The 25,708-nt window shown below is 60.8% G+C and carries 23 protein-coding genes and 1 pseudogene; 14 read left to right on the top strand and 10 right to left on the bottom strand.

Translation table 11 applies throughout. The features are described 5' to 3' along the window. Positions 1-75 precede the first annotated feature (75 nt). The gene (locus RB216_RS06650) at positions 76-942 is read right to left on the bottom strand and encodes a LysR substrate-binding domain-containing protein (protein ID WP_028619265.1); all 867 of its coding nucleotides are present in this window, start codon (positions 940-942) and stop codon (positions 76-78) included. Positions 943-1,075: 133 nt separating this feature from the next. Between RB216_RS06650 and RB216_RS06655 the strand changes: the two genes are divergently transcribed. Together RB216_RS06655 and ccoM are read left to right on the top strand one after the other, a co-directional pair. After that, positions 1,076-1,237, top strand: coding sequence for a hypothetical protein (locus RB216_RS06655; protein ID WP_017137225.1), 162 nt, complete (start codon positions 1,076-1,078; stop codon positions 1,235-1,237). 143 nt (positions 1,238-1,380) lie between these two features. After that, the gene (gene ccoM / locus RB216_RS06660) at positions 1,381-1,497 is read left to right on the top strand and encodes a cytochrome c oxidase subunit CcoM (RefSeq protein ID WP_003172387.1); all 117 of its coding nucleotides are present in this window, start codon (positions 1,381-1,383) and stop codon (positions 1,495-1,497) included. 152 nt (positions 1,498-1,649) lie between these two features. Here the strand turns inward: ccoM and RB216_RS06665 are convergent, their stop codons facing one another. Together RB216_RS06665 and RB216_RS06670 are read right to left on the bottom strand one after the other, a co-directional pair. Beyond that, entirely contained in the window at positions 1,650-3,125 is a 1,476-nt protein-coding gene (locus tag RB216_RS06665) for an inorganic phosphate transporter (RefSeq protein ID WP_028619266.1), read from the bottom strand. Positions 3,126-3,437: 312 nt separating this feature from the next. Beyond that, positions 3,438-3,638, bottom strand: a complete 201-nt coding sequence (locus tag RB216_RS06670; RefSeq protein ID WP_003189295.1) for a hypothetical protein — start codon at positions 3,636-3,638, stop codon at positions 3,438-3,440. Positions 3,639-4,199: 561 nt separating this feature from the next. Between RB216_RS06670 and pcaR the strand changes: the two genes are divergently transcribed. The 7 genes from pcaR to pcaG all read left to right on the top strand — a co-directional run bounded on the left by pcaR (position 4,200) and on the right by pcaG (position 10,908). Further along, the gene (pcaR, locus tag RB216_RS06675) at positions 4,200-5,042 is read left to right on the top strand and encodes a pca regulon transcriptional regulator PcaR (protein WP_028619267.1); all 843 of its coding nucleotides are present in this window, start codon (positions 4,200-4,202) and stop codon (positions 5,040-5,042) included. Between the two features lie 145 nt (positions 5,043-5,187). After that, a complete protein-coding gene (pcaK, locus tag RB216_RS06680) occupies positions 5,188-6,528 on the top strand; it encodes a 4-hydroxybenzoate transporter PcaK (protein ID WP_028619268.1) in 1,341 nt (446 codons plus the stop codon). Between the two features lie 254 nt (positions 6,529-6,782). Continuing rightward, entirely contained in the window at positions 6,783-7,640 is an 858-nt protein-coding gene (locus tag RB216_RS06685; protein ID WP_028619269.1) for a CoA transferase subunit A, read from the top strand. Further along, positions 7,640-8,419: a CoA-transferase subunit beta gene (locus tag RB216_RS06690; protein WP_028619270.1), complete on the top strand. Its 780-nt coding sequence runs from the start codon at positions 7,640-7,642 to the stop codon at positions 8,417-8,419. The genes RB216_RS06685 and RB216_RS06690 overlap by 1 nt, the downstream gene beginning before the upstream one ends. Next, positions 8,416-9,618, top strand: a complete 1,203-nt coding sequence (gene pcaF / locus RB216_RS06695; RefSeq protein WP_308908875.1) for a 3-oxoadipyl-CoA thiolase — start codon at positions 8,416-8,418, stop codon at positions 9,616-9,618. Before RB216_RS06690 ends, pcaF begins: the two co-directional genes overlap by 4 nt. Before the next feature lie 17 nt (positions 9,619-9,635). Then, a complete protein-coding gene (gene pcaH, locus RB216_RS06700) occupies positions 9,636-10,340 on the top strand; it encodes a protocatechuate 3,4-dioxygenase subunit beta (RefSeq protein WP_308908449.1) in 705 nt (234 codons plus the stop codon). A 1-nt stretch (position 10,341) separates the two neighbouring features. After that, complete coding sequence (gene pcaG / locus RB216_RS06705; protein ID WP_236318758.1) at positions 10,342-10,908, top strand: protocatechuate 3,4-dioxygenase subunit alpha; 567 nt, start codon at positions 10,342-10,344, stop codon at positions 10,906-10,908. A 7-nt stretch (positions 10,909-10,915) separates the two neighbouring features. On the opposite strand, the pseudogene RB216_RS06710 reads toward pcaG, so the two are convergent. After that, a pseudogene (locus RB216_RS06710) lies at positions 10,916-11,023 on the bottom strand (outer membrane lipoprotein carrier protein LolA); the annotation flags it as partial. 93 nt (positions 11,024-11,116) lie between these two features. Between RB216_RS06710 and RB216_RS06715 the strand changes: the two are divergent. The 4 genes from RB216_RS06715 to pcaC all read left to right on the top strand — a co-directional run bounded on the left by RB216_RS06715 (position 11,117) and on the right by pcaC (position 15,184). Continuing rightward, positions 11,117-12,412: an MFS family transporter gene (locus RB216_RS06715; RefSeq protein ID WP_028619273.1), complete on the top strand. Its 1,296-nt coding sequence runs from the start codon at positions 11,117-11,119 to the stop codon at positions 12,410-12,412. 10 nt (positions 12,413-12,422) lie between these two features. Continuing rightward, positions 12,423-13,778 (top strand): 3-carboxy-cis,cis-muconate cycloisomerase, encoded by a 1,356-nt coding sequence (locus tag RB216_RS06720; protein WP_308908450.1) that lies wholly within the window; start codon positions 12,423-12,425, stop codon positions 13,776-13,778. 10 nt (positions 13,779-13,788) lie between these two features. Further along, complete coding sequence (pcaD, locus tag RB216_RS06725) at positions 13,789-14,580, top strand: 3-oxoadipate enol-lactonase (RefSeq protein WP_028619275.1); 792 nt, start codon at positions 13,789-13,791, stop codon at positions 14,578-14,580. Positions 14,581-14,785: 205 nt separating this feature from the next. Beyond that, positions 14,786-15,184: a 4-carboxymuconolactone decarboxylase gene (pcaC, locus tag RB216_RS06730; protein ID WP_068935540.1), complete on the top strand. Its 399-nt coding sequence runs from the start codon at positions 14,786-14,788 to the stop codon at positions 15,182-15,184. Between the two features lie 133 nt (positions 15,185-15,317). On the opposite strand, the gene RB216_RS06735 is transcribed toward pcaC, so the two are convergent. The 5 genes from RB216_RS06735 to RB216_RS06755 all read right to left on the bottom strand — a co-directional run bounded on the left by RB216_RS06735 (position 15,318) and on the right by RB216_RS06755 (position 23,491). Beyond that, on the bottom strand, positions 15,318-16,217 hold the full coding sequence (locus RB216_RS06735; RefSeq protein ID WP_308908451.1) for a polysaccharide deacetylase family protein: 900 nt from the start codon (positions 16,215-16,217) through the stop codon (positions 15,318-15,320). A gap of 84 nt (positions 16,218-16,301) precedes the next feature. Further along, positions 16,302-17,552 (bottom strand): OprD family porin, encoded by a 1,251-nt coding sequence (locus RB216_RS06740; RefSeq protein ID WP_028619278.1) that lies wholly within the window; start codon positions 17,550-17,552, stop codon positions 16,302-16,304. A 171-nt stretch (positions 17,553-17,723) separates the two neighbouring features. Continuing rightward, positions 17,724-19,181, bottom strand: a complete 1,458-nt coding sequence (adeC, locus tag RB216_RS06745) for an AdeC/AdeK/OprM family multidrug efflux complex outer membrane factor (RefSeq protein ID WP_016975095.1) — start codon at positions 19,179-19,181, stop codon at positions 17,724-17,726. Beyond that, positions 19,178-22,339, bottom strand: coding sequence for an efflux RND transporter permease subunit (locus tag RB216_RS06750; protein ID WP_028619279.1), 3,162 nt, complete (start codon positions 22,337-22,339; stop codon positions 19,178-19,180). Before RB216_RS06750 ends, adeC begins: the two co-directional genes overlap by 4 nt. A 3-nt stretch (positions 22,340-22,342) precedes the next feature. Then, positions 22,343-23,491, bottom strand: a complete 1,149-nt coding sequence (locus tag RB216_RS06755; RefSeq protein ID WP_028619280.1) for an efflux RND transporter periplasmic adaptor subunit — start codon at positions 23,489-23,491, stop codon at positions 22,343-22,345. Between the two features lie 286 nt (positions 23,492-23,777). Between RB216_RS06755 and RB216_RS06760 the strand changes: the two genes are divergently transcribed. Continuing rightward, positions 23,778-24,410, top strand: coding sequence for a TetR family transcriptional regulator (locus tag RB216_RS06760; RefSeq protein ID WP_010212311.1), 633 nt, complete (start codon positions 23,778-23,780; stop codon positions 24,408-24,410). A gap of 234 nt (positions 24,411-24,644) precedes the next feature. On the opposite strand, the gene RB216_RS06765 is transcribed toward RB216_RS06760, so the two are convergent. Then, on the bottom strand, positions 24,645-25,700 hold the full coding sequence (locus RB216_RS06765) for an alkene reductase (protein WP_028619281.1): 1,056 nt from the start codon (positions 25,698-25,700) through the stop codon (positions 24,645-24,647). Positions 25,701-25,708: the final 8 nt, after the last annotated feature.

A 25,708-nucleotide genomic window follows, 5' to 3' on the forward strand; every position in this document is an offset into this window, starting at 1 on the left:
TTCAGGAGGTTTCAGCATGTTGGCTGCATCGAGGGGCGACAAACGGATAGATCTCACGCGATGTATCGAAATAGCTCACGCGTCGGCGCAGGCTTCCTTCAGCCACTGGCTGAAACACGCGGTGGCTGCAGTGGCGGGGCCTTCGGGAGCGATGAGCCAGTAGCCGATGTCGCTGTGATAGGGCGGCCAGTCGAAAGCTTCCACCAGGCTGCCGTCCTGTAATCGGCGCTCGATCAGGCGATGGCGGCCCATGGCGATGCCTTGTCCGGCGACCGCGGCTTCGACCACGATGTTGTAGTCGTGCAGCATTACGCGGGGATGGTGGGTGAGGTCGACCTGGTAGTGCGCAGACCAGTCGGTCCATTCAAAGGGGCGGTGCGAAGTGGCCATCAGCAACGGACTGTCCTGGCGTGCCTTGAATGACGGGCTGCACACCGGGGAGATAACCTCGGGCATGAGTCGCGTGGCCTGGACATCGGGCCAATCACCCTTGCCGTAGCGGATGGCCAGGTCGACCTCGGCGCCCGCGACATCTGCCAACTGAATCGCCGGCAACAACTCCACCTGGATATGCGGGTAACGGTTGAGAAAATCCGCCAAACGCGGCGCCAGCCACAGCGTGGCGAAAGATGCCAGCAAACCGATGCGCAATACGGTGGAGCTGGGGGCAACCCGTTGGGCACGCGTGGCGGCGGCTATGGCAACGAGGGCAGGGCGGATTTCGTCGTAGTACTGTTGGCCTTCGGCGGTCAGATCGATCGCGCGGGTGCGTCGGATGAACAGCGGTTTGCCTAGATGCTGCTCAAGTTTCTGCACCTGATGACTGAGGGCGCTCTGGGTTACCGACAACTCACCGGCAGCCTTGATAAAACTCAAATGCCGCGCCACGGCTTCGAAGGCACGCAGTGCCAGCAATGGAGGAAGGTCCTTGTGCAGTGCCACCTGAGAGCGTCTCCGGGTTCGGGGAAAGGCCTCGATTTTGTGCGATGCCCTGCCTTTTGTCGCCCGCTGATTTGCCGTTGAGCGGGGGAGGCCGCATTATTGAGCCATTCCCTTCCACGACGTAAGCCAAGCCATGAGTGAAGACGACAAGCTGATCGACCTGAATGCCGAACGCGCCAAGCGTGTGCATGACCTCAATGACAAGCGCCTGAATGAAGTGCGCCAGGCATTTGAACAAGCGATGCCACTCGGCAAAGTGAAGAAAAAGCCGAAGAACAAACCGAAAAAGCGTTGAAACAACCTGCATCCCTTGATGCAGGTCAGTTATTGCCCTTCTTTACGCCCCGTCGCGGGCGACATTGATCCCCGTCAATTTTCCAATCCGGCTTCTCCATTAACTTAGCCCTATCGCAACAGGGCAAGCACAGGAGGCCGGTCATGTTTATCGATAATGTGGTATTTGCCGGAGTGCTGACTGTAAGCCTCATGGTGCTGTTTTTTGTAGGGTTTGGAATTTTTATCTGGAAAGACGCAAACAAGCGTAAAAAACCTTAGGTTTTTCCAGGTTACATGAGCACGCAAGGCATTTTGGGCGACTTCGGTCGCCCTTTTTTTTGCCTGCTATTTGAGTCGGTTTCTACAGAAATACGAATATAAAAAAAGGTGCGACCCTCGCGGATCGCACCTTTTTTATTGCGGCAGGGTTATCAACTACCCAGCGCCTTCGACGCCAACCAGAACAACCCGGCTGACAAGCCTACCGTCGCCGGCAGGGTCAGCACCCAGGCCATCAGGATGGTTTTCACGGTGCCGCCTTGAAGGCCGCTTTTGTTCGCGACCATGGTGCCGGCCACGCCGGAAGACAGCACGTGGGTGGTCGACACCGGCAGCGCGAAGATGTTGGCAAAGCCAATCATGGTCGCGGTGGTGATCTGTGCCGACATGCCCTGGGCATAGGTCATGCCTTGCTTGCCGATCTTCTCGCCGATGGTCAGTACCACACGCTTCCAGCCCACCATGGTGCCCAGGCCCAAGGCCAGTGCAACGGCGAGGATCACCCAGAACGGGGCGTACTCCGTGGTGGCGGTCAGGTCTTTGCGCAGCTTGTCGAGGTCGGACTTCTCACGGGCATCCAGGCCTGGCAGCTTGCCGACTTTCTTCGCGGTGTCGTCCAGGCAGAGCAGATAGCGACGCACTTCAATGCGCTGGTCAGAAGTCAGCGAATGATAGTCGGACACGCCTTTCAAGGTATCGACCAGCGCGTTGATGGTCGGCTCGGTCTGCTGTGGGTTGCACTGGAACTTGCCTGGCAGATCGTTCTTCACGCTTTTGCCCAGGGCCAGGAACTCGCCAAGCGTGGCGTTGTTGCGCTGGTAGAACTGGCTCAAATGCACGGTCGCATCGCGGGTACGTTCGATCTGGTAAGTGGTACTGCCCAGGTCAAGGACGAACTGCGCCGGCACGATACCGATCAGCACGAGCATGATCAGGCCGATGCCTTTCTGGCCGTCGTTGGAGCCGTGCACGAAACTCACGGCCATGGCGGAAATCACCAGCACCAGGCGGTTCCAGAACGGCGGGTGTTTCTTGTCGTCGAGCTTGCGGCGCTGGTCCGGGGTCTTGTGCATCTTCGACAGTGGGCGCCACCACTTCAGGCCGATCAGCACCAGGGCTGCGACCAGGAAGCCGGCCATCGGCGAGAACACCAGGGAGGCGCCGATATCGATCGCCTTCTGCCAGTTCACGCCGTCAGCCAGGGGGATGTCGTTGATCAAGGCATTGGCCAGGCCGACACCGAGGATCGAGCCGATCAGGGTGTGGGAGCTGGAAGCCGGGATACCGAAGTACCAGGTGCCCAGGTTCCAGGTGATCGCCGCCGCCAATAAAGAGAAGACCATTGCCAAGCCGTGGCCGGTGTTCACATTGATCAGCAACTCCACCGGCAGCAAGTGCACGATGGCGTAGGCGACGCCGACACCACCGAGCAACACGCCGAGGAAATTGAACACCCCGGAGAAGAACACGGCCAGGTGCGGCGGCATGGCTTTGGTATAGATGACTGTGGCCACCGCGTTAGCGGTGTCATGAAAGCCATTGATGAACTCGAAGGCGAGGACAAAGGCCAGGGCGAGCAACAGGCTCACGAGAACCCAAGCATCCAGTCCGCTGAATAAATCGATCATGAAGGTTTTCTGACCCGGTCGTAAGGGGGCGCGATTATGCCAGAAAACGTCAGTAATCGATGCACTAGCTGCTCATCGGTAACAATCTTCACCGAAAAAAACACCGGGAAAGGCATGCATCCCAGGGTTTTCGGGGCTTTGGCAAGTCTTTGATTTATAAAGCAGAGGGGTCACAGGGCGGGGTTTTGTCACAAAAACGTCACGCCTGAAACATTTGTATGAAATTTTACTGTGGTGGTGGGATTCAAGGTTGCCGGCTGCTAGCTATATGCCAGCAGCCGAGGCAAAACCTTGGGACTTGAACCGGATCGCTTATGGCTCTTCGGTTTTCAGCTCTTGTTCAATCTTTTGGATTTCCTGGGCAAATGCCTGGTCGAGCAGGCTGGCTCGCTTGCGCCATGGTTTGCGTTCAGGTTCAGGTTGGGCGGCGTAAGTGGTGACTTCTCCGCCGTAAACGTCCTTGTAACGTTGCTCCTGGCGCTCAAGTTCCGCGCGCAGTTCATCTTTCGTCACATCGTTACCTAATTGAGTTGAGTGTAAATTCGTTGCAGCGTTTTGCCGGAATGCGTGCTCGGCGTGTTCCAAGTTGGAGCGTAGAAACGTTCAAGTTTGGAATGGGAGCGGGCGGTCACTTGTTAGTGATGCATTCGAGGCAGGTAATCGCGATCGACCCTGCACAGTGGGTGCATCTTATCTGGCGTGGTCCTTTCCAGATAAACAAACCAGGCGAGCCTGCACATAGCGTGCATTATAGCGGCGCCTTTGAATAACACTATCAGCTTAAAGTTAAAAACCGTCAACTTTGTGTGAGGGTTTTGTTACACGGGCGTGCCGGTAATTGCGTGAATTCTGACGTCATAAAATCCACCCAACTTTGCAGACTAATAAGGACCGCTTAATTTCAATCAATCCTACGGCCAGGCTTACCGGACTCACCGGCAAATTGCGATAATCGAATGATCGTCCGATAATCGCACAATGTTCTCGGCGCTGCCTTGTGCATCCCGGCTGACGCGGCTTGTAATAGCAGGCGAACCTCCCCTGCGGTCGACAATAAGAGAAAGGATCCCCGACATGAACGATCAATTGCGCAACTCTTTCGCGTCAGTGGCGCCGCCGATCGTTGCCTCTCCGGCCAAGCGTATCCAGGCGTTTACCGGCGATCCGGACTTCATGACTTCCCTGGCTCGCGGCCTGGCCGTGGTGCAGGCGTTCCAGGAGCGCAAGCGTCACCTCACCATCGCCCAGATCAGTCACCGCACGGAAATCCCTCGCGCCGCCGTGCGTCGCTGTCTGCACACTTTGATCAAACTCGGCTACGCCACTACTGACGGGCGTACCTACTCGTTGCTGCCCAAGGTGCTGACCCTGGGTCATGCCTATTTGTCGTCCACACCGTTGGCCGTGTCGGCCCAGCCCTACCTGGACCGCATGAGCGAGCAGCTCCACGAAGCCTGCAACATGGCCACCCTTGAAGGCGACGACATCCTCTACATCGCCCGCTCGGCCACCACCCAACGCCTGATTTCCGTGGACCTGTCGGTGGGCGGCCGCCTGCCAGCCTATTGCACTTCCATGGGCCGCATCCTGCTTGCAGCGCTGGACGACGCCTCGCTGCAGGATTACCTCGACCACGCCGACCTGCAAACCAAGACCAGCCGCACCTTGACCACCCCCGCAGCGCTGTTCGAATGCCTGCAACAAGTGCGTCAGCAAGGCTGGTGCATCGTCGACCAAGAGTTGGAGCAAGGCCTGCGTTCCATCGCGGTGCCGGTGTATGACGCCTCGGGTCAGGTGCTGGCCGCGCTGAACGTCAGCACCCACGCCGGACGCGTCAGCCGCAGTGAGTTGGAACAGCGCTTCCTGCCGAGCATGCTCAGCGCCAGCCGTGAGTTGAGCGCGCAACTGTTCGCTTAAGCTGTTCGGTCACCGCACAGATCCCGGTTTGCTCAATTGACGGTCTTTCCTGCGACTTATTACTGTGCGGCAGCGCTGTTGAAGCGCCCCAATAATAACGACGACCCCAGGTCGTCAGCCCGCCATCGGTGTGGAAATAAAAACAATGAATCAGCCTTCTGTCGGTTCCACGTTGGACGTCCAGTCCTTCATCAACGCCCAGCCACTGTCACGTTATCAGTGGCGTGTGGTGATCCTGTGCTTCCTGATCGTTTTCCTCGATGGCCTCGACACTGCCGCCATGGGTTTCATCGCACCGGCGTTGTCCCAGGACTGGGGCATCGACCGCGCCAGCCTCGGCCCGGTGATGAGCGCTGCGTTGATCGGCATGGTGTTTGGCGCCCTGGGTTCCGGCCCGTTGGCCGACCGCTTCGGCCGTAAAGTGGTGCTGGTGGGCGCGGTGCTGGTGTTTGGCGCGTTCAGCCTGGCGTCCGCCTACAGCAGCAACGTCGATCAATTGCTGGTGCTGCGTTTTCTCACGGGATTGGGCCTGGGTGCCGGCATGCCGAACGCCACGACGCTGCTGTCCGAATACACACCGGAACGCCACAAGTCATTGCTGGTGACCAGCATGTTTTGCGGCTTCAACCTGGGCATGGCGGGTGGCGGGTTTATCTCGGCCAAGCTGATCCCGGCGTTCGGCTGGCATGCCTTGTTGCTGATCGGCGGCATCCTGCCATTGATTCTGGTAGTGGTGCTGATGCTGTGGCTGCCGGAGTCGGCACGCTACCTGGTGGTGCGTAACCGGGGTACCGACAAGGTGCGCAAAACCCTCTCGCCCATCGAACCCAGCATCGTCGCCCAAGCCACCCGTTTCAGCGTGCCCGAGCAAAAAACCGTCAAGGCGCGCAACGTGTTTGCGGTGATCTTCTCCGGCACCTACAGCGCCGGCACGTTGCTGCTCTGGCTCACCTACTTCATGGGCCTGGTGATCGTCTACCTGCTCACCAGTTGGTTGCCGACCCTGATGCGTGATAGCGGCGCCAGCCTGGAACAGGCGGCGTTTATAGGTGCTTTGTTCCAGTTTGGTGGTGTATTGAGTGCGGTGGGCGTGGGCTGGGCGATGGACCGGTTCAATCCGCACAAGGTCATCGGCATCTTCTACCTGCTGGCCGGGGTGTTTGCCTACGCGGTAGGGCAGAGCCTGGGCAATATCACGCTGCTGGCAACCCTGGTGCTGGTTGCCGGGATGTGCGTCAACGGTGCGCAATCGGCAATGCCGTCTCTGGCCGCACGTTTCTACCCGACCCAAGGTCGCGCCACTGGCGTGTCGTGGATGCTCGGCATTGGCCGCTTCGGTGCGATCCTCGGTGCCTGGATGGGCGCGACCTTGTTGGGTCTGGGCTGGAACTTCGAACAAGTGCTCACCGCCCTGGTGATTCCGGCTGCATTGGCCACGGCTGCCGTGGTGATCAAGGGCATGGTCAGCCACGCCGACGCTACCTGACCCGCCCTTGTAGGCGCCGGCTTGCCGGCGATGGCATCACCTCGGTAAACCTGATTGACCGAGGTGCCTGCATCGCCGGCAAGCCGGCTCCTACAGAGCGTCGTACCCCAGATAAATAGCAAGACAACAATCCGTTCGATAATCGAACGCTGAGTCGATTATCGGATTGTTTGGCCCATTTCCCCGGCTTAATCTTCAAGCACTTCGGCGCCACCTCAGCGCCTTTTTCGATCCATACCGGGAGCCCGAACCCCATGGCTGAAATCCTCGCGCTGCGTGACGCGGTGAAGCAATTTGTGAACGACGGCGACACCGTCGCGCTGGAAGGCTTCACCCATCTGATCCCTACGGCAGCGGGTCATGAAATCATTCGTCAGGGCAAGAAAGACCTGACGCTGGTGCGTATGACACCTGACCTGATCTACGACCAGTTGATCGGTGCCGGTTGCGCCCGCAAGCTGATTTTCTCCTGGGGTGGCAACCCGGGTGTGGGCTCCTTGCATCGCCTGCGCGACGCGGTCGAGAAGCAATGGCCGCAACCGCTGGAAATCGAAGAACACAGCCACGCCGACCTGGCCAATGCCTACGTCGCCGGTGCCTCGGGCCTGCCGTTCGCAGTATTGCGTGCCTACGCCGGTTCCGACTTGCCTAAGGTCAACCCGCTGATCAAGACCGTGACCTGCCCATTCACTGGCGAAGTGTTGGCGGCGGTGCCGTCGGTGCGTCCGGACGTCACCGTGATCCATGCGCAAAAGGCTGATCGCAAGGGCAACGTGTTGTTGTGGGGCATCCTCGGTGTGCAGAAAGAGGCGGCTCTGGCGGCCAAGCGTTGCATCGTCACCGTCGAAGAAATCGTCGATGACCTGAATGCGCCGATGAACAGTTGCGTACTGCCGACCTGGGCGCTGACGGCGGTGTGTCATGTGCCGGGTGGCGCGCACCCGTCCTACGCCCACGGCTACAACGAGCGTGATAACCGCTTCTACCAGGCGTGGGACCCGATCGCCCGCGACCGTGGGACCTTTACTGCCTGGATCGATGAATACATCCACGGCACCGCCGATTTCACCGAATTCCAGGCCAAACTGGCCACCGCGCAGGAGGCCAAGTAATGGCTTACTCGACCAATGAAATGATGACCGTCGCCGCCGCGCGCCGCCTCAAGAATGGCTCCGTGTGCTTCGTCGGCATCGGCCTGCCGTCCAAGGCGGCCAACCTGGCGCGCCTGACCTCGTCGCCGGATGTGGTGCTGATCTACGAGTCCGGTCCGATTGGCGCCAAACCGTCGGTACTGCCGCTGTCCATCGGTGATGGTGAACTGGCGGAAACCGCCGACACCGTCGTACCGACCGGTGAGATCTTTCGCTATTGGCTGCAAGGCGGGCGCATCGATGTGGGCTTTCTCGGCGCGGCCCAGGTCGACCGTTTCGGCAACATCAACACCACCGTGGTCGGTGACTATCACCAGCCTAAAGTGCGCCTGCCGGGTGCCGGTGGCGCGCCGGAAATTGCTGGTTCGGCCAAGAGCGTGCTGATCATCCTTAAGCAGTCGGCGCGTTCGTTTGTCGACAAGCTCGACTTCATCACCTCGGTCGGCCATGGCGAAGGAGGTGACTCGCGTAAACGCCTGGGCCTGCCGGGCGCCGGTCCTGTAGGGATTATTACTGACCTGTGCATCATGGAGCCGGAAGAGGGCACCCATGAATTTGTGGTCACTGCGCTGCACCCTGGGGTGACCCGTGAGCAAGTGGTGGCCGCCACCGGTTGGGCGATCCGTTTTGCCGACCAGGTCGACACCACCGCCGAACCGACTGATGTGGAGCTGACCGCCCTGCGTGACCTTGAAGCACGTACCGCGGCCGCCCATGGCCAAGCGCCTGGAGAAGCCTGATGCGCGATGTATTTATCTGTGATGCCATCCGTACCCCCATCGGCCGTTTCGGCGGTGGCTTGTCCACCGTGCGTGCCGATGACCTGGCAGCGCTGCCGATCAAGGCGTTGATCGAGCGCAACCCTTCGGTGGATTGGACTGCCGTCGATGAAGTGTTCCTCGGCTGCGCCAACCAGGCCGGTGAAGACAACCGCAACGTGGCGCGCATGGCGCTGTTGCTGGCGGGCCTGCCGGAGAGCATCCCGGGTGTGACCCTCAACCGTTTGTGCGCCTCGGGCATGGACGCGATCGGCACCGCCTTCCGCGCGATTGCCAGCGGTGAAATGGAACTGGCGATTGCCGGTGGCGTCGAGTCGATGTCCCGCGCGCCGTTCGTGATGGGCAAGGCCGACGCGGCGTTTTCGCGCAACATGAAGCTGGAAGACACCACCATCGGCTGGCGCTTTATCAACCCGCTGATGAAGGCCCAGTACGGCGTGGATGCAATGCCGCAGACGGCCGACAATGTGGCCGACGACTACAAGGTGTCCCGCGCCGACCAAGACGCTTTTGCCCTGCGCAGCCAGCAACGTACCGCTGCTGCACAAGCCGCCGGGTACTTCGCTGAAGAAATCGTGCCCGTACGCGTCGCCCATAAAAAAGGCGAAACCCTGGTCGAACACGATGAGCACCCACGGGCCACCACACTGGAAGCCCTGGCCAAGCTCAAACCCGTGAACGGCCCGGACAAAACGGTCACCGCCGGCAACGCCTCGGGTGTTAACGATGGCGCCGCCGCGCTGATCCTGGCCTCCGCTGAAGCCGTCAAGAAGCACGGTTTGACCGCCCGCGCCCGCGTATTGGGCATGGCCAGCGCTGGTGTCGCGCCGCGTGTGATGGGCATTGGCCCGGTGCCGGCCGTGCGCAAGCTGGTCGAGCGTCTTGGCCTGGCCGTGACCGATTTCGATGTGATCGAACTTAACGAGGCCTTCGCCAGCCAAGGCCTGGCCGTGTTGCGTGAACTGGGCATTGCCGACGACGCGCCGCAGGTCAACCCGAACGGCGGCGCCATCGCCCTCGGCCACCCACTGGGTATGAGCGGCGCGCGGCTGGTGCTGACGGCCCTGCACCAACTCGAAAAAACCGGCGGCAGCAAAGGCCTGGCGACCATGTGCGTGGGCGTCGGCCAAGGCTTGGCCCTGGCGATTGAACGCATCTAATAAGAGAGGACTGCACCATGAGTGACAAGCCTGGATACCGGCGCCCGCAAGCGGGCACTCAACCTGATTACCTGCACCCGGCCTACCAGTCGACGAACCTGCGTTCGCCGTCCCAGCCGTTGGTGTTCCTGCCCCATTCCTTGTCGGAAATCACTGGTCCGACGATCGGCGCCGAGCGTGTCAACGAGAAGGACAATGACCTCACGGCCCAGCATGAAGGCGAGCCCCAGGGCGAGCGCATCATCATTCATGGTCGTGTGCTCGACGAAAACGGCCTGCCGGTGCCGGGCATTCTGGTGGAAATCTGGCAGGCCAACGCCGCCGGTCGCTACAACCACAAGCGCGACCTGCACGATGCGCCACTGGACCCGAACTTCACCGGTACCGGCCGCACCGTCACCGACGCCGATGGCTGGTACCAGTTCCAGACCATCAAGCCCGGTGCCTATCCGTGGGGCAACCACCACAACGCGTGGCGCCCGGCGCATATCCACTTTTCGCTGTTCGGCCCGAGCGTGCTGACGCGGCTGGTCACGCAGATGTACTTCCCCGGCGACCCGCTGCTGGAATACGACCCGATCTACAACTGCGTGCCGGACACTTCGGCCAAGCAACGTTTGATCTCCAGCTTCGACCTGGAAAAAACCATTCCTTCCTATGCCCTCGGCTACCGCTGGGACATCGTCCTGCGCGGCCGCGACGCTACGCCGATGGAGAAATGAGATGACACTCAACGCGACCACGTCCCACACCGTCGGGCCGTATTACCACATCGGCCTGACCTGGCTGAACCGCGAAGACCTCACCGTGAGCGCCACCCTCGGCGAACGTGTGGCGATCAGCGGCCAAGTGGTGGACGGCAATGGCGATGTCGTCAACGACGCCATGCTCGAAGTCTGGCAGGCCAATGCCGCCGGCAAATATGACCATCCGGAAGATGAGCAGGACAAAGCCGTCGACCCGAACTTCGAAGGTTTCGGCCGGGTGCCGGTGGATGCCGAAGGGCGGTTTCGCTTTACCACCATCAAGCCGGGTGCGGTTCCTGGCCTGAAAGGCACGACCCAAGCGCCGCACCTGGTGGTGCTGGTGTTTGCCCGTGGCTTGGTGAAGCACTTGATGACACGGATTTACTTTGACGGTGAGGCGCTGAATGGGGATGACTCGTTGCTGGCGTGTGTGCCTGCAGATCGGCGCGAAACCTTGATTGCCAAGCAGGATGCAGAGGGTGTGCATCAGTGGAATGTGATTTTGCAGGGCACAGATAAGGAAACGGTGTTCTTCGATTATTGAGGCTTCCTGTAGGAGCGAGCTTGCTCGCGAAAAGCCTGAGAGCGCCGCATTCATTCAGGCTGCCCGCATCATTGTTGGCGATTTTCGCGAGCAAGCTCGCTCCTACAGGGATCAGGCTTCAGGCAACACCCATCCAAAAGTCTGCTTGCATGTCATGGTTGTTGCAAAGTATGTCTAGGCTACACACGTTCCCACTGAGTGAAAAAACATGACAACAACAACGAGTCACTACACCGGAGAAGAACGCAGCAAACGGATTTTTGCGATCGTCGGGGCGTCCTCCGGCAACCTCGTCGAATGGTTCGACTTCTACGTCTATGCCTTCTGCGCCATTTACTTTGCCCCGGCGTTCTTCCCGTCGGACGACCCCACGGTCCAACTGCTCAACACCGCCGGTGTGTTCGCCGCGGGCTTCCTGATGCGACCTATCGGCGGCTGGCTGTTTGGCCGGGTCGCCGACAAGCACGGGCGCAAGAATTCGATGATGATCTCGGTGCTGATGATGTGCGCCGGTTCCCTGGTCATCGCCTTCCTGCCCACCTATAAAGACATCGGCGCCTGGGCCCCGGCGTTGCTGTTGGTGGCGCGCCTGTTCCAGGGCTTGTCGGTGGGTGGCGAATACGGCACCACCGCGACCTACATGAGTGAAGTCGCGCTCAAGGGCCAGCGCGGTTTCTTCGCCTCATTCCAGTACGTGACCCTGATCGGCGGGCAACTGCTGGCGGTGCTGGTGGTGGTGATCCTGCAACAGATCCTCACCGAAGAAGAATTACGCGCCTGGGGCTGGCGGATTCCGTTCGTGATCGGCGCCATTGCGGCGGTGATCTCCCTGTTGCTGCGTCGCACCCTCAAGGAAACCACCAGCAAGGAAATGCGCCAGGACAAGGACGCCGGTAGCGTGGCCGCGTTGTTCCGCAACCATAAGGCGGCGTTTATCACCGTGCTCGGCTACACCGCCGGCGGCTCGCTGATTTTCTACACCTTTACCACTTACATGCAGAAATACCTGGTGAACACGGCCGGGATGCACGCCAAGACCGCCAGCTACATCATGACCGGCGCGCTGTTCCTCTACATGTGCATGCAGCCGCTGTTCGGCATGCTCTCGGACAAGATCGGCCGTCGTAACTCCATGCTTTGGTTCGGCGCCCTTGGCACGCTGTGTACCGTGCCGATCCTGCTGACTCTGAAAACCGTGACCAACCCGTTCCTGGCCTTTGTGCTGATTTCCCTGGCCTTGGCCATCGTCAGCTTCTACACCTCCATCAGCGGCCTGGTGAAAGCGGAAATGTTCCCGCCTCACGTGCGTGCCCTGGGTGTGGGCCTGGCCTATGCAGTGGCCAACGCGATCTTCGGTGGTTCAGCGGAATACGTGGCCCTGGGCCTCAAATCCATGGGCATGGAAAACACTTTCTATTGGTACGTTACCGGCATGATGGCGGTGGCCTTCCTGTTCAGCTTGCGCCTGCCGAAACAGGCAGAGTACTTGCACCACGATCTATAAGGGACGCGTTATGACGCTGCGCACGAGCAATCAACTGTTCGACGCTTACTTCACGGCGGGCAGCATGGCCGAGGTGTTCTGCGATCAGGGACGCTTGCAGGGCATGCTGGATTTTGAAGCGGGCTTGGCCCGGGCCCAGGCCCAGGTCGGCTTGATTCCCCAGGCAGCCGTCGCACCGATTGCCCAGGCCTGCCTGGCGTCGTTGTACGACGTGGATGCCCTGGGCGTGGCGATTGCCACGGCGGGGAATTCGGCGATTCCGCTGGTGAAGGCGCTGGGCAAGTTGATTGCCAGTGAAGATGCCGGGGCCGAGCGCTACGTGCATCTGGGCGCGACCAGCCAGGATGTGATGGACACCGGCCTGGTGCTGCAACTGCAGCGGGCGGTGGGGTTGATCGAGGCGGATTTGATGCGTCTGGGCGACATTCTTGCCGCCCAGGCCCAGCGCTATGCCGGCGTGCCATTGGCCGGTCGTACCTGGTTGCAGCATGCGACGCCGGTCACCCTGGGAATGAAAATCGCCGGTTGGCTGGGCGCTGTCACCCGCAATCGCCAGCGTCTGGCGCAGTTGAAACCGCGTTTGCTGGTACTGCAATTCGGTGGTGCATCCGGAACCTTGGCAGCGCTTGGCGAACAGGCCATGCCGGTGGCCGAAGCGCTGGCGGCTGAGTTGCAACTGACCTTGCCCGAACAACCCTGGCACACCCAACGGGATCGCTTGGTGGAGTTCGCCAGCGTGCTCGGCCTGATCGCCGGCAGCCTGGGCAAGCTGGGCCGTGATATCAGCTTGTTGATGCAGACCGAAGCCGCCGAGGTTTTTGAACCGTCCGCACCGGGCAAGGGTGGTTCGTCCACCATGCCGCACAAGCGCAACCCGGTGGGTGCGGCGGTGCTGATCAGCGCCGCTACCCGCGTGCCGGGCCTGGTCTCGACGATGTTCAGCGCCATGCCCCAAGAGCACGAACGCAGCCTGGGCCTGTGGCATGCCGAATGGGAAACCCTGCCGGAAATCTGCCGCTTGGTGTCCGGTGCGTTGCAACAGGCGTTGCTGGTGAGCGAAGGCTTGGAAGTCGACCCGCAGCGCATGGCGCAGAACCTCGACCTGACCCAAGGCCTGGTATTGGCCGAAGCCGTCAGCATCGTGCTTGCCCAGCGCCTGGGCCGCGAAACCGCGCACCATCTGCTGGAGCAGTGCTGCAAGCGTGCCGTCGCAGAGGGCCGTCACCTGCGGGCGGTACTGGCGGATGAGCCACAGGTCACCGCCGAGTTGTCTGCAACTGAGTTGGACCGTTTGCTTGATCCCGCCCACTACCTGGGCCAGGCCCACACTTGGGTCACCCGCGCCGTAGCCGAACACTTTGCTTGAGGAGACCATCGTGGCATTTGTACAACTCGCCGAGGGCGAACTGCATTACCAATTGGACGGGCCTAAGGATGCGCCCGTGCTGGTGCTCTCCAACTCGTTGGGCACCGACCTGCACATGTGGGACATCCAGATCCCGGTCTTCACCCAACATTTTCGCGTGCTGCGTTTCGATACCCGTGGCCATGGCAAGTCCCTGGTGACTCCAGGCCCCTACAGCATCGAGCAACTCGGTCAGGATGTGATCGCGCTGCTGGATGCTCTGGATATCCAACGCGCGCATTTCTGTGGGCTGTCCATGGGCGGCTTGATCGGCCAATGGCTGGGCATCCATGCTGGCCAGCGTCTGCAGCGCCTGGTGGTGTGCAACACCGCCGCAAAGATCGGCACGCCCGAGGTGTGGAACCCGCGCATTGAAATGGTGCTGCGTGATGGGGCGGCGGCGATGGTGGCGCTGCGCGATGCATCGATTGCACGCTGGTTCACCGCAGACTTTGCAGCGGCCAACCCGCACCAGGCCAAGCAGATTACCGACATGCTGGCGGTCACTTCACCCGAAGGTTATGCCGCCAACTGTGCGGCGGTGCGTGATGCGGATTTCCGTGAGCAACTGGCTTCAATCAAAGTCCCGACCCTGGTCGTTGCCGGCACTGAAGATGCCGTCACACCGCCGGCCGGCGGTCACTTTATCCAAAACCATGTGAAGGGTGCCGAGTACGCCGAGTTCTATGCGGCGCACCTGTCCAATGTGCAGGCCGGTGCGGCGTTCAGCGACCGCGTGCTGGAGTTTCTGCTGGTGCATTAAACCTGCGGCGAGGGAGCTTGTTGTGGTGAGCAGCCTTGCTGTGGTGAGCGGGCTTGACCCGCGCTGGGCCGCGAAGCGCCCCCAATAAAGGCGACGCACTTTTTCAGTTGAACGTGGAGTTGTCAGGTTTTAGGGCTGCTCCGCAGCCCAGCGCGGGACAAGCCCGCTCACCACAAGTAATCGATTTGAATACGGAGAATTTGTCGTGGACGAGAAACAACGTTATGCCGAAGGCCTGCAAGTGCGCCGTGAAGTGCTGGGCGATGCCCATGTCGATCGCAGCCTCAATGCCCTGACCGAATTCAACAGTGAATTCCAGGAAATGATCACCCGCCACGCCTGGGGTGACATCTGGACCCGTCCCGGCTTGCCCCGACACACCCGCAGCCTGATCACCATTGCCATGCTGATCGGCATGAACCGCAGCGAAGAACTCAAGCTGCACCTGCGCGCCGCCGCCAGCAATGGCGTGACACGTGCCGAGATCAAGGAAGTGCTGATGCAGAGCGCGATCTACTGCGGGATCCCGGCGGCGAATGCGACGTTCCACCTGGCGGAGTCGGTGTGGGATGAGTTGGGTATCGAGTCGCGCCAGGCTGACTGAGTTGAAATACAGTCAAAATGTGGGAGCGGGCTTGCTCGCGAAAGCGGTGGTTCAGTTAATACCTGTGCTGATTGACACATCGCATTCGCTAGCAAGCCCGCTCCCACAGTTAATCTTTACAGGGTTTCAAAAATCAGTGGGAGTCGGCGTCCCACACCCAATTCCACACGCCTGGCAGATGCACCTCTTCACTCACCTCCTTGACCGTACGCGCCGACGCCGCGCGCTGTAGCTGGGCGGTGTCGGTGTAGAAGGGCTCGGCGGCAGTCTTCATGCCGTTGATCCGGGCGCTGTCCAGCAGGATCTGCAAGTACTCCTGCATATGCCGCGCGGTGTAGCGGTTGATGTCGTGGAAGGTCACCACCACCGGTATCACCCCGTCCACTGTCGGCAACTCACCCAACGCAATGCGCTCGCGCACCACCGACAGTTGCCGGTATAAATTGGCTCGGCGGCGCGGGCTGCCGTTGAAGCCCCAGATCTTGCCGTCATTGGCGCTCAGGTCCGTCAGCAATACGTGCATGCCATGGCGCTGGTAGGCGGCGAAGGTGCGTCGGTCGTAATTCCAGAACGGCGGGCGCACCAGCACCGGCGGCGCGCCTGTGATCGCGGCAATGTCGGCGGCGCCTTGGCTGAGGGTGCTTTCCAGTTCGGCATCGTTCAGCCAGCGGTGGTTGGTGTGAAACCCCGTGGCCGTGTGGAAGGCCAGGATGTGACCGGCCGCATACTCGCGCTGCATGGTCTTGCGGCCCCTTGCGCTGCCGCCGGAACGGGCTGCTTCGGTCTGCAAGAAGAACACCGCCTTGATCCCCGGCAGCACCGGGTTCTGCGCCAGGTCGGCGATCACCGACCGGCTCGGGTTGTTGTAGCCCGACGCGCTCGGGCCGTCATCGAAGGTCAGCAGGAAGCGGATCGGCGCCTGGGTTTGCAGGCGTTGCTCGGTTTGCGGCGTGAGGGCAATGGGCGCGCCGATGCAGCCGCTGAGGCTCAGGGCCAGGGCTAGGAGGGCGGACGCATAAGCGAAGGATTTCATGGTGTGCGCGGGCTCGAATGAAAGCCGCTGCTGATTCAGCTCAGCAGCGGCAGGCGCGCACCATACAGCAAGGTCAATGATGGTTTACAGCAGGCTTATCGGGTAACTGACGATCAACCGGTTTTCGTCGAACTCATTGTTGCTGTAGTCGCGGCGCATGCTGGAGTTACGCAGGCGCACATTGAGGTTTTTGGCCACGCCGCTTTGTACGGTATAGCCCACTTCGGTTTCGCGACCCCATTCCTTGCCGTCGGTGATGGTGCCGGTGTGCACGTTACTGCCACTGATGTAGCGGTTCATCAGGGTCAGGCCGGGCACGCCGAGGGCGGCGAAGTTGTAGTCGTGACGTACTTGCCAGGATTTTTCCTGGGCGTTGTCGTAGCTGGAGTTGTAGCTGTCGTTGGCCAGGGTGCCGCCGCTGGTGCCGTTGACGCGCATCCACGCGCTGTTGCCGGTGAGTTTTTGCAGGCCCACATAGAAGGTGTTGCCGCCGTACTTGGCGGAGAACAGGCCGGACCAGGTCTTGTTGTCCAGGTCGCCGGCGCGGGCGCTGCCGTCGTCCTTGCCGTAGAAGAAACCCAGGTTGGCGCCCAGGGTCCAGTCGCCGATAGGCTGGCTGTGGATCAGGTTGACGAACTGCTGGCTGTAGATGTCCTTGAGCTGCGCGTTCCACAGGCCGATCTGAGTGCGTTTGTCGTTGAACGCGTATTCGCCGCCCTGAAAGTTGAAGCGGTCCGAGGTGAACGCGGTTTTACCGAACATCGACATGTCAGTCATGCTGCTGTCGTCGCGCGGGCTGTTGGCGCGGAACTGGCCGCCGTAGAGGGTCAGGCCATCGATTTCTTTCGAGGTGATTTGCCCGCCACGCAGGGTTTGCGGGAGGGAGCGGCCATCGTCCGAGCGCAGGATCGGCAGCACCGGCATCCACTCGCCGACCTTCACTTCCGTCTTGGAAATACGCGCCTTGAACGCCACCCCTAGACGCCCGAATTCATCCGCCGGGCGGCCATCACGGTCCAACGGCAACAGTTGGGTACCCCCGGTGCCGCGTCCGCCATCCAGTTTCAACGAATACAACCCCAGCACATCCACGCCAAACCCCACCGTGCCCTGGGTAAAGCCAGACTTGGCGTCGAGGATGAAACTTTGCGTCCACTCCTGCGCGCCGCCCTGGGCCTTGGTGGGGTTGGTGTAGTTGCGGTTGAAGAAGAAGTTGCGCAGGTTGAGGTTGGCGCTGGCGTCTTCGAGAAAGCCGTGTTCTTCAGCGACGACGGGCAGGGCGAGACTGGCGACAGCGGTTGCCAGCAAGAGCCGGCGCGGGTGGAAAGTGCTCATGGTGTTTGACCTGTTGTTATTGGGTTTATGCAGGTGGCGGCCATGGTGCGGGGCGGTATGGGGGCGATGAAAGTGGGGGAGAGCGGGTTGTGGGCGATGATCGAACGCAAGTTGGTCACCCCTGAAAACAAAAAGCCCACCAAGAGGTGGGCTTTGTTGACGTAGGTGCTATCAGAACAACTTCAGCGCCGGTGCTTCTTCTTTCAACGGCTCATTCTTCGCGGTCTGCTCATTCCAGCCGCCGCCGAGGGCCTTGTACAGGTTGACCTCGCTGGTCAGCTGCGCCAGGCGATCGGTGATCAGCGATTGCTGGGCACTGAACAGTTGGCGCTGGGCATCGAGGAACGTCAGGTTGCTGTCGACACCAATGCGGTAGCGACGCTCGGCCAGGCGGTAGTAATCCTGGTTGGCCGCGACGAAGCCACGCTGGGCATCCAGTTGCTGCTTGTAGGTCTCACGTGCGGCGAGACCGTCGGAGACTTCCTGGAAGCCGGTCTGAATCGCCTTCTCGTAGTTCGCCACGTTGATCTCTTTCTGGATCTTCGAGTAGTCCAGGCTGGCGCGCAGGCTGCCGGCGTTGAAGATCGGGATGTTGATCTGCGGGGCGAACGACCAGGTGCCCGAACCGCCTTTGAACAAGCCGCCCAGGTTCGGGCTCGCGGTGCCAGCACTGGCAGTCAGGGTGATGCTCGGGAAGAACGCCGCTCGGGCCGCGCCGATGTTGGCGTTGGCGGCCTTGAGGTTGTACTCGGCCTGGACGATATCGGGGCGACGTTGCAGCAGGTCGGACGGCAAGCCGGCCGGCACTTCGCTGAGCAGGTCATCCGACAGCGGCTTGCTGGCGATATTCGCCGGCAGGCCGGTGCCCAGCAGCAGGGTCAGGCTGTTTTCGTCCTGGGCCACCTGGCGGGTATAACGCGCCAGGGCAACCCGGGCGTTTTCCACCGAGGTGCGCGACTGGCTCAGGTCGAGGGCCGAGGCCACGCCGACTTCATTGCTGCGCGAGGTGAGCTTGAAGCTCTGCTCGTAGGCATCCAGGGTGTCCTGGGTGAGCTTGAGCAGTTCCTTGTCGGCCTGCCAGGTCAGGTAGGCATTGGCCACACTGGCCACCAGACTGATCTGGGTACTGCGCCGCGCTTCTTCAGTGGCGAAGTACTTTTGCAGGGCTTCTTCACTCAGGCTGCGTACGCGACCGAACAGGTCCAGCTCATAGGAGCTGATCCCGAGACCGGCCGAGTATTGGCTGCTGATGGTCGATTCGCCGGTCTGCGACAGGCGGGCCGGCGTACGCGAACGGCTGCCGCTGCCCGTGGCCGACACGGCCGGGAACAGGTCGGCGCGCTGGATCTGGTACTGCGCGGCATAGGCGTCGATGTTCAGGGCCGCGACACGCAGGTCGCGGTTGTTCACCAGCGCGGTCTGGATCAGCTGTTGCAGGGCAGGGTCATGGAAAAACTGCTTCCAGCCCTGCTCGGCAGCGGCCTGGCTCGGCGCCTGGGCCGACGAATACGCCGGCCCCTGCGGGAACTGTGCGGCCACCGGCGCTTCGGGGCGCTGATAGTCAGGTATCAGCGAGCAGCCACTGAGCACGAATGCCGTGACGGCTAGGGAAAGTAGCGACTTGCTCATTGGCCAGCCTCTTTAGGAGTTTCAGTAGTGTCAGTCTTTTTACGTTCGCCAGCAGCGGATACGGTTGCGAAGAACAATGGCACCCAGAAGATCGCCAGGACAGTGGCCGTGATCATACCGCCAATTACGCCGGTACCGATGGCGTGCTGGCTGCCTGAGCCAGCGCCCGAGGAGATCGCCAGCGGCAGTACGCCGAGGATGAAGGCCATGGAGGTCATGATGATCGGACGCAGACGCATGCGGGACGCCTCGATGGCCGACTCGACGATGCCTTTGCCCTGTTCGTGGAGCTCTTTGGCGAATTCCACGATCAGGATGGCGTTCTTCGCCGCCAAGCCCACCGTCACCAACAGGCCCACCTGGAAGAACACGTCATTGGACAGCCCGCGCATGCTGGTAGCGATCAATGCACCCACCACGCCCAGCGGCACAACGAGTACCACCGCAATCGGGATCGACCAGCTTTCGTACAGGGCCGCGAGGCACAGGAACACCACCAGCAGCGACAATGCATACAGCGCAGGCGCCTGGGAGCCGGACAGACGTTCTTCGTACGACAGGCCGGTCCACGCGTAGCCGATACCGGCCGGCAGTTCCTTGGCGATACGTTCGACTTCGGCCATGGCGTCACCGGTACTGTAGCCCGGAGCCGGGGTACCGAGGATTTCCATCGCCGCTACACCGTTATACCGCGACAGCTTCGGCGAACCGTAGATCCACTTGCCCGAGGAAATGGCCGACATCGGCACCATCTTCCCGGAGTCGCTGCGCACGTACCATTTGTCCAGGTCTTCCGGTGACATGCGGCCAGCGGCCTCGCCTTGCACGTACACCTTCTTCACTCGACCACGGTCGATGAAGTCGTTGACGTAGCTGCCACCCAAGGCGATCGCCAGGGTCTGGTTGATGCTCGACAGCGTAATTCCCTGGGCGCTGGCCTTCTCGTCGTCGACGGTGAGCTCGTACTGCGGCTCATCGTTCACGCCGTTGGGGCGCACACCGGCCAGGATCTTGCTTTGCGCTGCCGCACCGAGGAACTGGTTGCGCGCTTCCATCAGTTTTTCGTGGCCGACACCGCCCTGGTCTTGCAGGAACACGTCGAAACCGGTGGCGTTACCCAATTCCAGAACCGAAGGCGGCACGATGGCAAATACCATGGCGTCCTTGAAGGCCCCGAAGAAGTAACCCTGGGCACGCTTGGCAACCTCGAATACCGACATGGACGAATCGCGTTCATCCCACGGCTTGAGCATCACGAATGCCAGGCCCGAACTCTGGCCACGGCCGGCGAAGTTAAAGCCGTTTACGGTAAATACCGACTTCACAGCCTTGCCTTCGCCCGGCTCGCCTTCCTTGTCGTGCAGCAGGAAGGCACGCATGTCGTCGATGACTTTCTGCGTACGTTCAGCCGAAGAGCCGACCGGGGTCTGCACCTGGGCGAAGATCACGCCCTGGTCTTCTTCTGGCAGGAACGCGCTTGGAATGCGGGTGAACAGCCAGATCATGCCGGCGAAGATGATCAGGTACACGAAGAATGCAGGAAACTTGTGCTTGATCATGTTGCCCACGCCGCGCTCGTAGCTCAGTACGCCACGGTCGAAAGTGCGGTTGAACCAGCCGAAGAAACCACGCTTGGGTTGGCCGTGCTTTTCCGGGTCGATCGGCTTGAGCATGGTGGCGCACAACGCCGGGGTAAAGATCAGGGCAACCAGTACCGACAACGCCATGGCCGAAACGATGGTGATGGAGAACTGTTTGTAGATCACACCAGTAGAGCCGCCGAAGAACGCCATCGGCAACAGTACCGCCGACAGGACCAGGGCAATACCCACCAGGGCGCCCTGGATCTGGCTCATGGATTTCACCGTCGCTTCTTTCGGCGACAGGTGTTCCTCGGCCATGACCCGCTCGACGTTTTCCACCACCACGATGGCATCGTCCACCAGCAAGCCGATGGCCAGGATCATGCCGAACATGGTCAGGGTGTTGATGGTGAAGCCGAACGCGGCCAGGATCCCGAAGGTACCCAGCAATACCACCGGTACCGTCATGGTGGTGATGATGGTGGCGCGGAAGTTCTGCAGGAACAGGAACATCACCAGGAACACCAGCACGATCGCCTCGACCAGGGTGTGGACTACACCGGAGATCGATTCGGTCACGACTGGCGTGGTGTCATACGGCACCACGGCCTTCATGCCTGGCGGGAAGAACGGTTCCAGGGACGCCACGGTGGCACGGATGGCCTTGGCGGTGTCCAGGGCGTTGGCGCCCGATGCCAGCTTGATCGCCATGCCGGAAGCCGGCTTGCCGTTGAACTGTGCACTGATGCTGTAGTTCTGGCCGCCGAGTTCGATGCGGGCGATGTCACGCAGGCGCACTTGCGAGCCGTCGGCATTCACCTTCATGAGGATCTTGCCGAACTCTTCGGCAGTCTGCAGGCGGGTCTTGCCGATGATGGTCGCGTTCAGCTGGGTGCCGGGCAGGGCAGGCAAGCCGCCCAGTTGACCGGTGGCCACCTGTACGTTCTGGGCCGAGATGGCGGTGCTGACGTCTACCGGGGTCAACTGGTAGTTGTTCAGTTTGGCCGGGTCGAGCCAGATACGCATGGCGTACTGCGAACCGAACACCTGGAAGTCACCGACGCCCGCGGTACGCGAGATCGGGTCCTGGATGTTGGACACGATGTAGTTGGACAAGTCGTCCTTGGTCATGCTGCCGTCTTCCGACACCAGACCGATCACCATCAGGAAGTTCTTCACCGACTTGGTCACGCGGATACCCTGCTGCTGCACTTCTTGCGGCAGCAGTGGGGTCGCCAGGTTCAGCTTGTTCTGCACCTGAACCTGGGCGATGTCCGGGTTGGTACCCTGGTTGAACGTCGCGGTGATGGTCATGCTGCCGTCGGAGTTACTGTCCGAGGCGACATAACGCAGGTTGTCGATACCGTTGAGCTGTTGCTCGATCACCTGCACCACGGTGTCCTGCACGGTTTGTGCGGACGCGCCTGGGTAGGTGACCTGGATGTCGATGGCGGTTGGCGCGATGGCCGGGTATTGGTTGATGGGCAACTTCAGGATCGACAGTGCCCCGACCAGCATGATCACCAGGGCAATTACCCAGGCGAAAATGGGACGGTCGATAAAAAATTTCGACATGGGTTACTCCCCCTGGCCAGCAGCGGCAGCAGGAGCTGGAGCAGAACCGGCAGGCTTGGCGTTGTCGGCGTCCTTGACCTTGACTTCGATGCCCGGCTTGATGAATTGCAGGCCTTCGGTGATCACGCGGTCACCGGCGTTCAGGCCTTTTTCCACCAGCCAGTAGGCGCCGGCCGTGCGGTTGGCCACCAGTTGACGCTGCTCGACCTTGTTGTCTTTGTTCACCACCATCGCGGTCGGGATACCTTTGATATCGCGGGTCACGCCTTGTTGGGGTGCCAGGATGGCCTTGCTGTTGACGCCAGCTTGCAGTTGGGCGTGTACGAACATGCCCGGCAGCAGCGTGTGGTCAGGGTTGGGGAACACGGCGCGCAGGGTCACGGAACCGGTGGTCTGGTCAACCGACACTTCGGAGAATTCAAGCTTGCCGTCCTGGCCGTAGTCGCTGCCGTCTTCCAGGGTCAGCTTGACCTTGGCGGCGTTGGCGCCGGCTTTTTCCAGTTGGCCGCTTTCCAGGTCACGGCGCAGTTTCAGCATTTCGGCCGAAGACTGCGTGACGTCGACGTAGATCGGGTCCAGTTGCTGGATCACGGCCATGGCATCGGTCTGGCCATTGCTGACCAGCGCGCCTTCGGTCACCGAAGAGCGGCCGATACGCCCGGAGATCGGCGCGAATACTTTGGTGTAACGCACGTTGATCTGGGCCGTTTGAACGTTTGCTTCCGCAGTCATGCGGTTGGCGACGGCGGTGTCGTATTCCTGGCGGCTGACGGCTTGTTCATCGACCAACTGCTTGTAGCGGTCGGAGATGGACTTGGTCTGGGTCAGGCTGGCTTGTGCGCTTTTCAGGGTGGCGTCGTACACCGACGGGTCGATCTGGTAGAGCTGTTGCCCTTCCTTCACGTCGCCGCCTTCCTTGAACAGGCGCTTGAGAATGATGCCGTTGACCTGTGGGCGAACTTCCGCGATGCGGTAGGCGGTGGTGCGGCCTGGCAGCTCGGACGTCAGGGTATAGGCTTGCGGTTGAATGGTGACCACGCCGACCTGAGGGGTTTGAGCGGGCGGAGCCGCTTCTTCCTTTTTACATCCGCTGAGCAGCGATGCCAGGGCGACGGCAGTGACCAGAGCGGTAACAGCTGGCTTAAGTTGCATGAAGATCCTCGGGTCAGGCGCGCAGAGTGCGCACAAGAAGTGTGGAAGGGTAAAAAACAAGCACTGACTGGATAAGTAGCTTGCTACGCAATATACTTACGTTCATGGTTGTTTGTAAACTCTTGACAGGCTGCGCGGAATGTTGACAAAGCAACGCCCAAAGCCTCGATTTCATTACGTTCGGCACCCATGACGGTGTCGTCCCACAAATATTCGGATGATCGTTACCGACGGTTAATTCTGCGTTAACGATAGTCTCAAGTGTCCTGATTGAGGTTGTACTGCCATGGTTCGTCGCACCAAAGAGGAAGCTCAGGAAACGCGCAGCCAGATTCTTCAAGCCGCCGAGCAAGCCTTCTATGAGCGCGGCGTCGCGCGGACCACGCTGGCGGACATCGCCGCGCTGGCCGGTGTGACGCGGGGTGCCATCTACTGGCATTTCAGCAATAAATCCGATTTGCTCCAGGCGTTGCTCGACACGCTGCATGAGCCGCTGGACGAGTTGGCCAGGGCGAGTGAAAGCGAGGATGAACTCGACCCGCTGGGCTGCATGCGCAAGCTGTTGATTCATTTGTTTCATCAAGTGGCCCTGGACCCGAAAACCCGGCGCATCAACGAGATCTTGTTCCATAAGTGCGAATTCACCGATGAAATGTGCGATATGCGTCGCCAACGTCAGACCCATAGCCTGGAGTGCAACCTGCGCATCGGCCTGACCTTGCGTAACGCGGTCCATCGCGGGCAACTGCCGGAAAACCTCGATACCACCCGTGGCGCGGTGTGCATCCACGCCTACATCAACGGGCTGATCGGCCAGTGGCTGCTGGTTCCCGACAGCTTCCAACTGCATCAGGAAGCCGAACGCTGGGTGGATGCCGGGCTGGACATGCTGCGCTGGAGCCCCAGCCTGCGCAATTGAGACAAAATGCGTAATTGCATCAGGTTGTGTCAACAGTAAAGCCTAAGGACAGTCAATCGTCCTTCCGCCTGATCGGTGGGGTGACTTTATATACGGGCTGGCGGCGGGTTGATAGGTAGCCGCCTAAGTATTTTGTAGCGATTTTGTTGCAGGGCTGTGAAGGAATGTTACCCAGCGTCCATGAAAAAGCCCCGGTTCCTTCGAACCGGGGCTTTTTCGTTTCAGCTTTTTACATCACAGCGCCAGCGTCGGATAGTCGATGTAACCCACTGGGCCTTTGCTATAGAAAGTATCTGGGCGGGCTTCATTCAATGGCGCATCAGCCTTCAAGCGCGCTGGCAAATCCGGGTTGGCAATGAACGGCACACCCCACGCCACGGCGTCGGCTTTGCCTTCGGCCAGCCAGGCGTTGGCGCTGTCCTTGGTGAAGCGTTCGTTGGCGATGTACACGCCGCCGAAAGCCTTCTTGAGTTGTGGACCGAGGCTGTCGCCGGCTTCTTTCTCACGGGAGCAGATAAACGCGATGCCACGCTTGCCCAGTTCGCTGGCAACGTAGGTAAAGGTTTCCGCCAGGTTGTCATCGCCCATGTCATGGGAGTCGGCGCGCGGTGCCAGGTGCACACCCACGCGGCCAGCGCCCCAGACTTCGATGGCCGCGTCGGTCACTTCAAGCAGCAGGCGTGCACGATTTTCCAGGGAGCCGCCGTACTGGTCGGTGCGCTTGTTGGTGCTGCTCTGCAGGAACTGGTCGAGCAGGTAACCGTTGGCGCCGTGGATTTCCACGCCGTCGAAACCGGCGGCCTTGGCATTCTCGGCACCGGTGCGGTAGGCGTCGACAATGTCGGCGATTTCAGCGGTTTCCAGGGCGCGTGGCGTCGGGTAGTCGGCCAATGGGCGCACCAGGCTGACGTGGCCTTTAGGCTGGATCGCGCTCGGGGCCACTGGGCTTTCGCCGTTCAGGTACGACTCATGGGAAATACGCCCCACGTGCCACAGTTGCAGGAAGATCTTGCCGCCCGCGCCATGAATCGCCTTGGTGACGTTGGCCCAGCCGCGCACCTGGTCATTGGACCAGATGCCTGGGGTGTCCGGGTAACCCACGCCCAGCGGCGTCACGGACGTGGCTTCGCTGAGGATCAGCCCGGCGGAGGCGCGTTGCACGTAGTACTCGGCCATCAGCGCGTTGGGCACGCGACCGGCATCGGCACGGCAGCGGGTCAGCGGCGCCATGATGATGCGGTTCGACAGTTCCAGGTCGCCCAGTTTGATCGGATCGAAAATAGTCGTCATGGGGAAAG

The sequence above is a fragment of the Pseudomonas canadensis genome (genome assembly GCF_030980095.1).
In the GTDB taxonomy this organism is placed as follows: Bacteria; Pseudomonadota; Gammaproteobacteria; order Pseudomonadales; family Pseudomonadaceae; genus Aquipseudomonas; species Aquipseudomonas canadensis.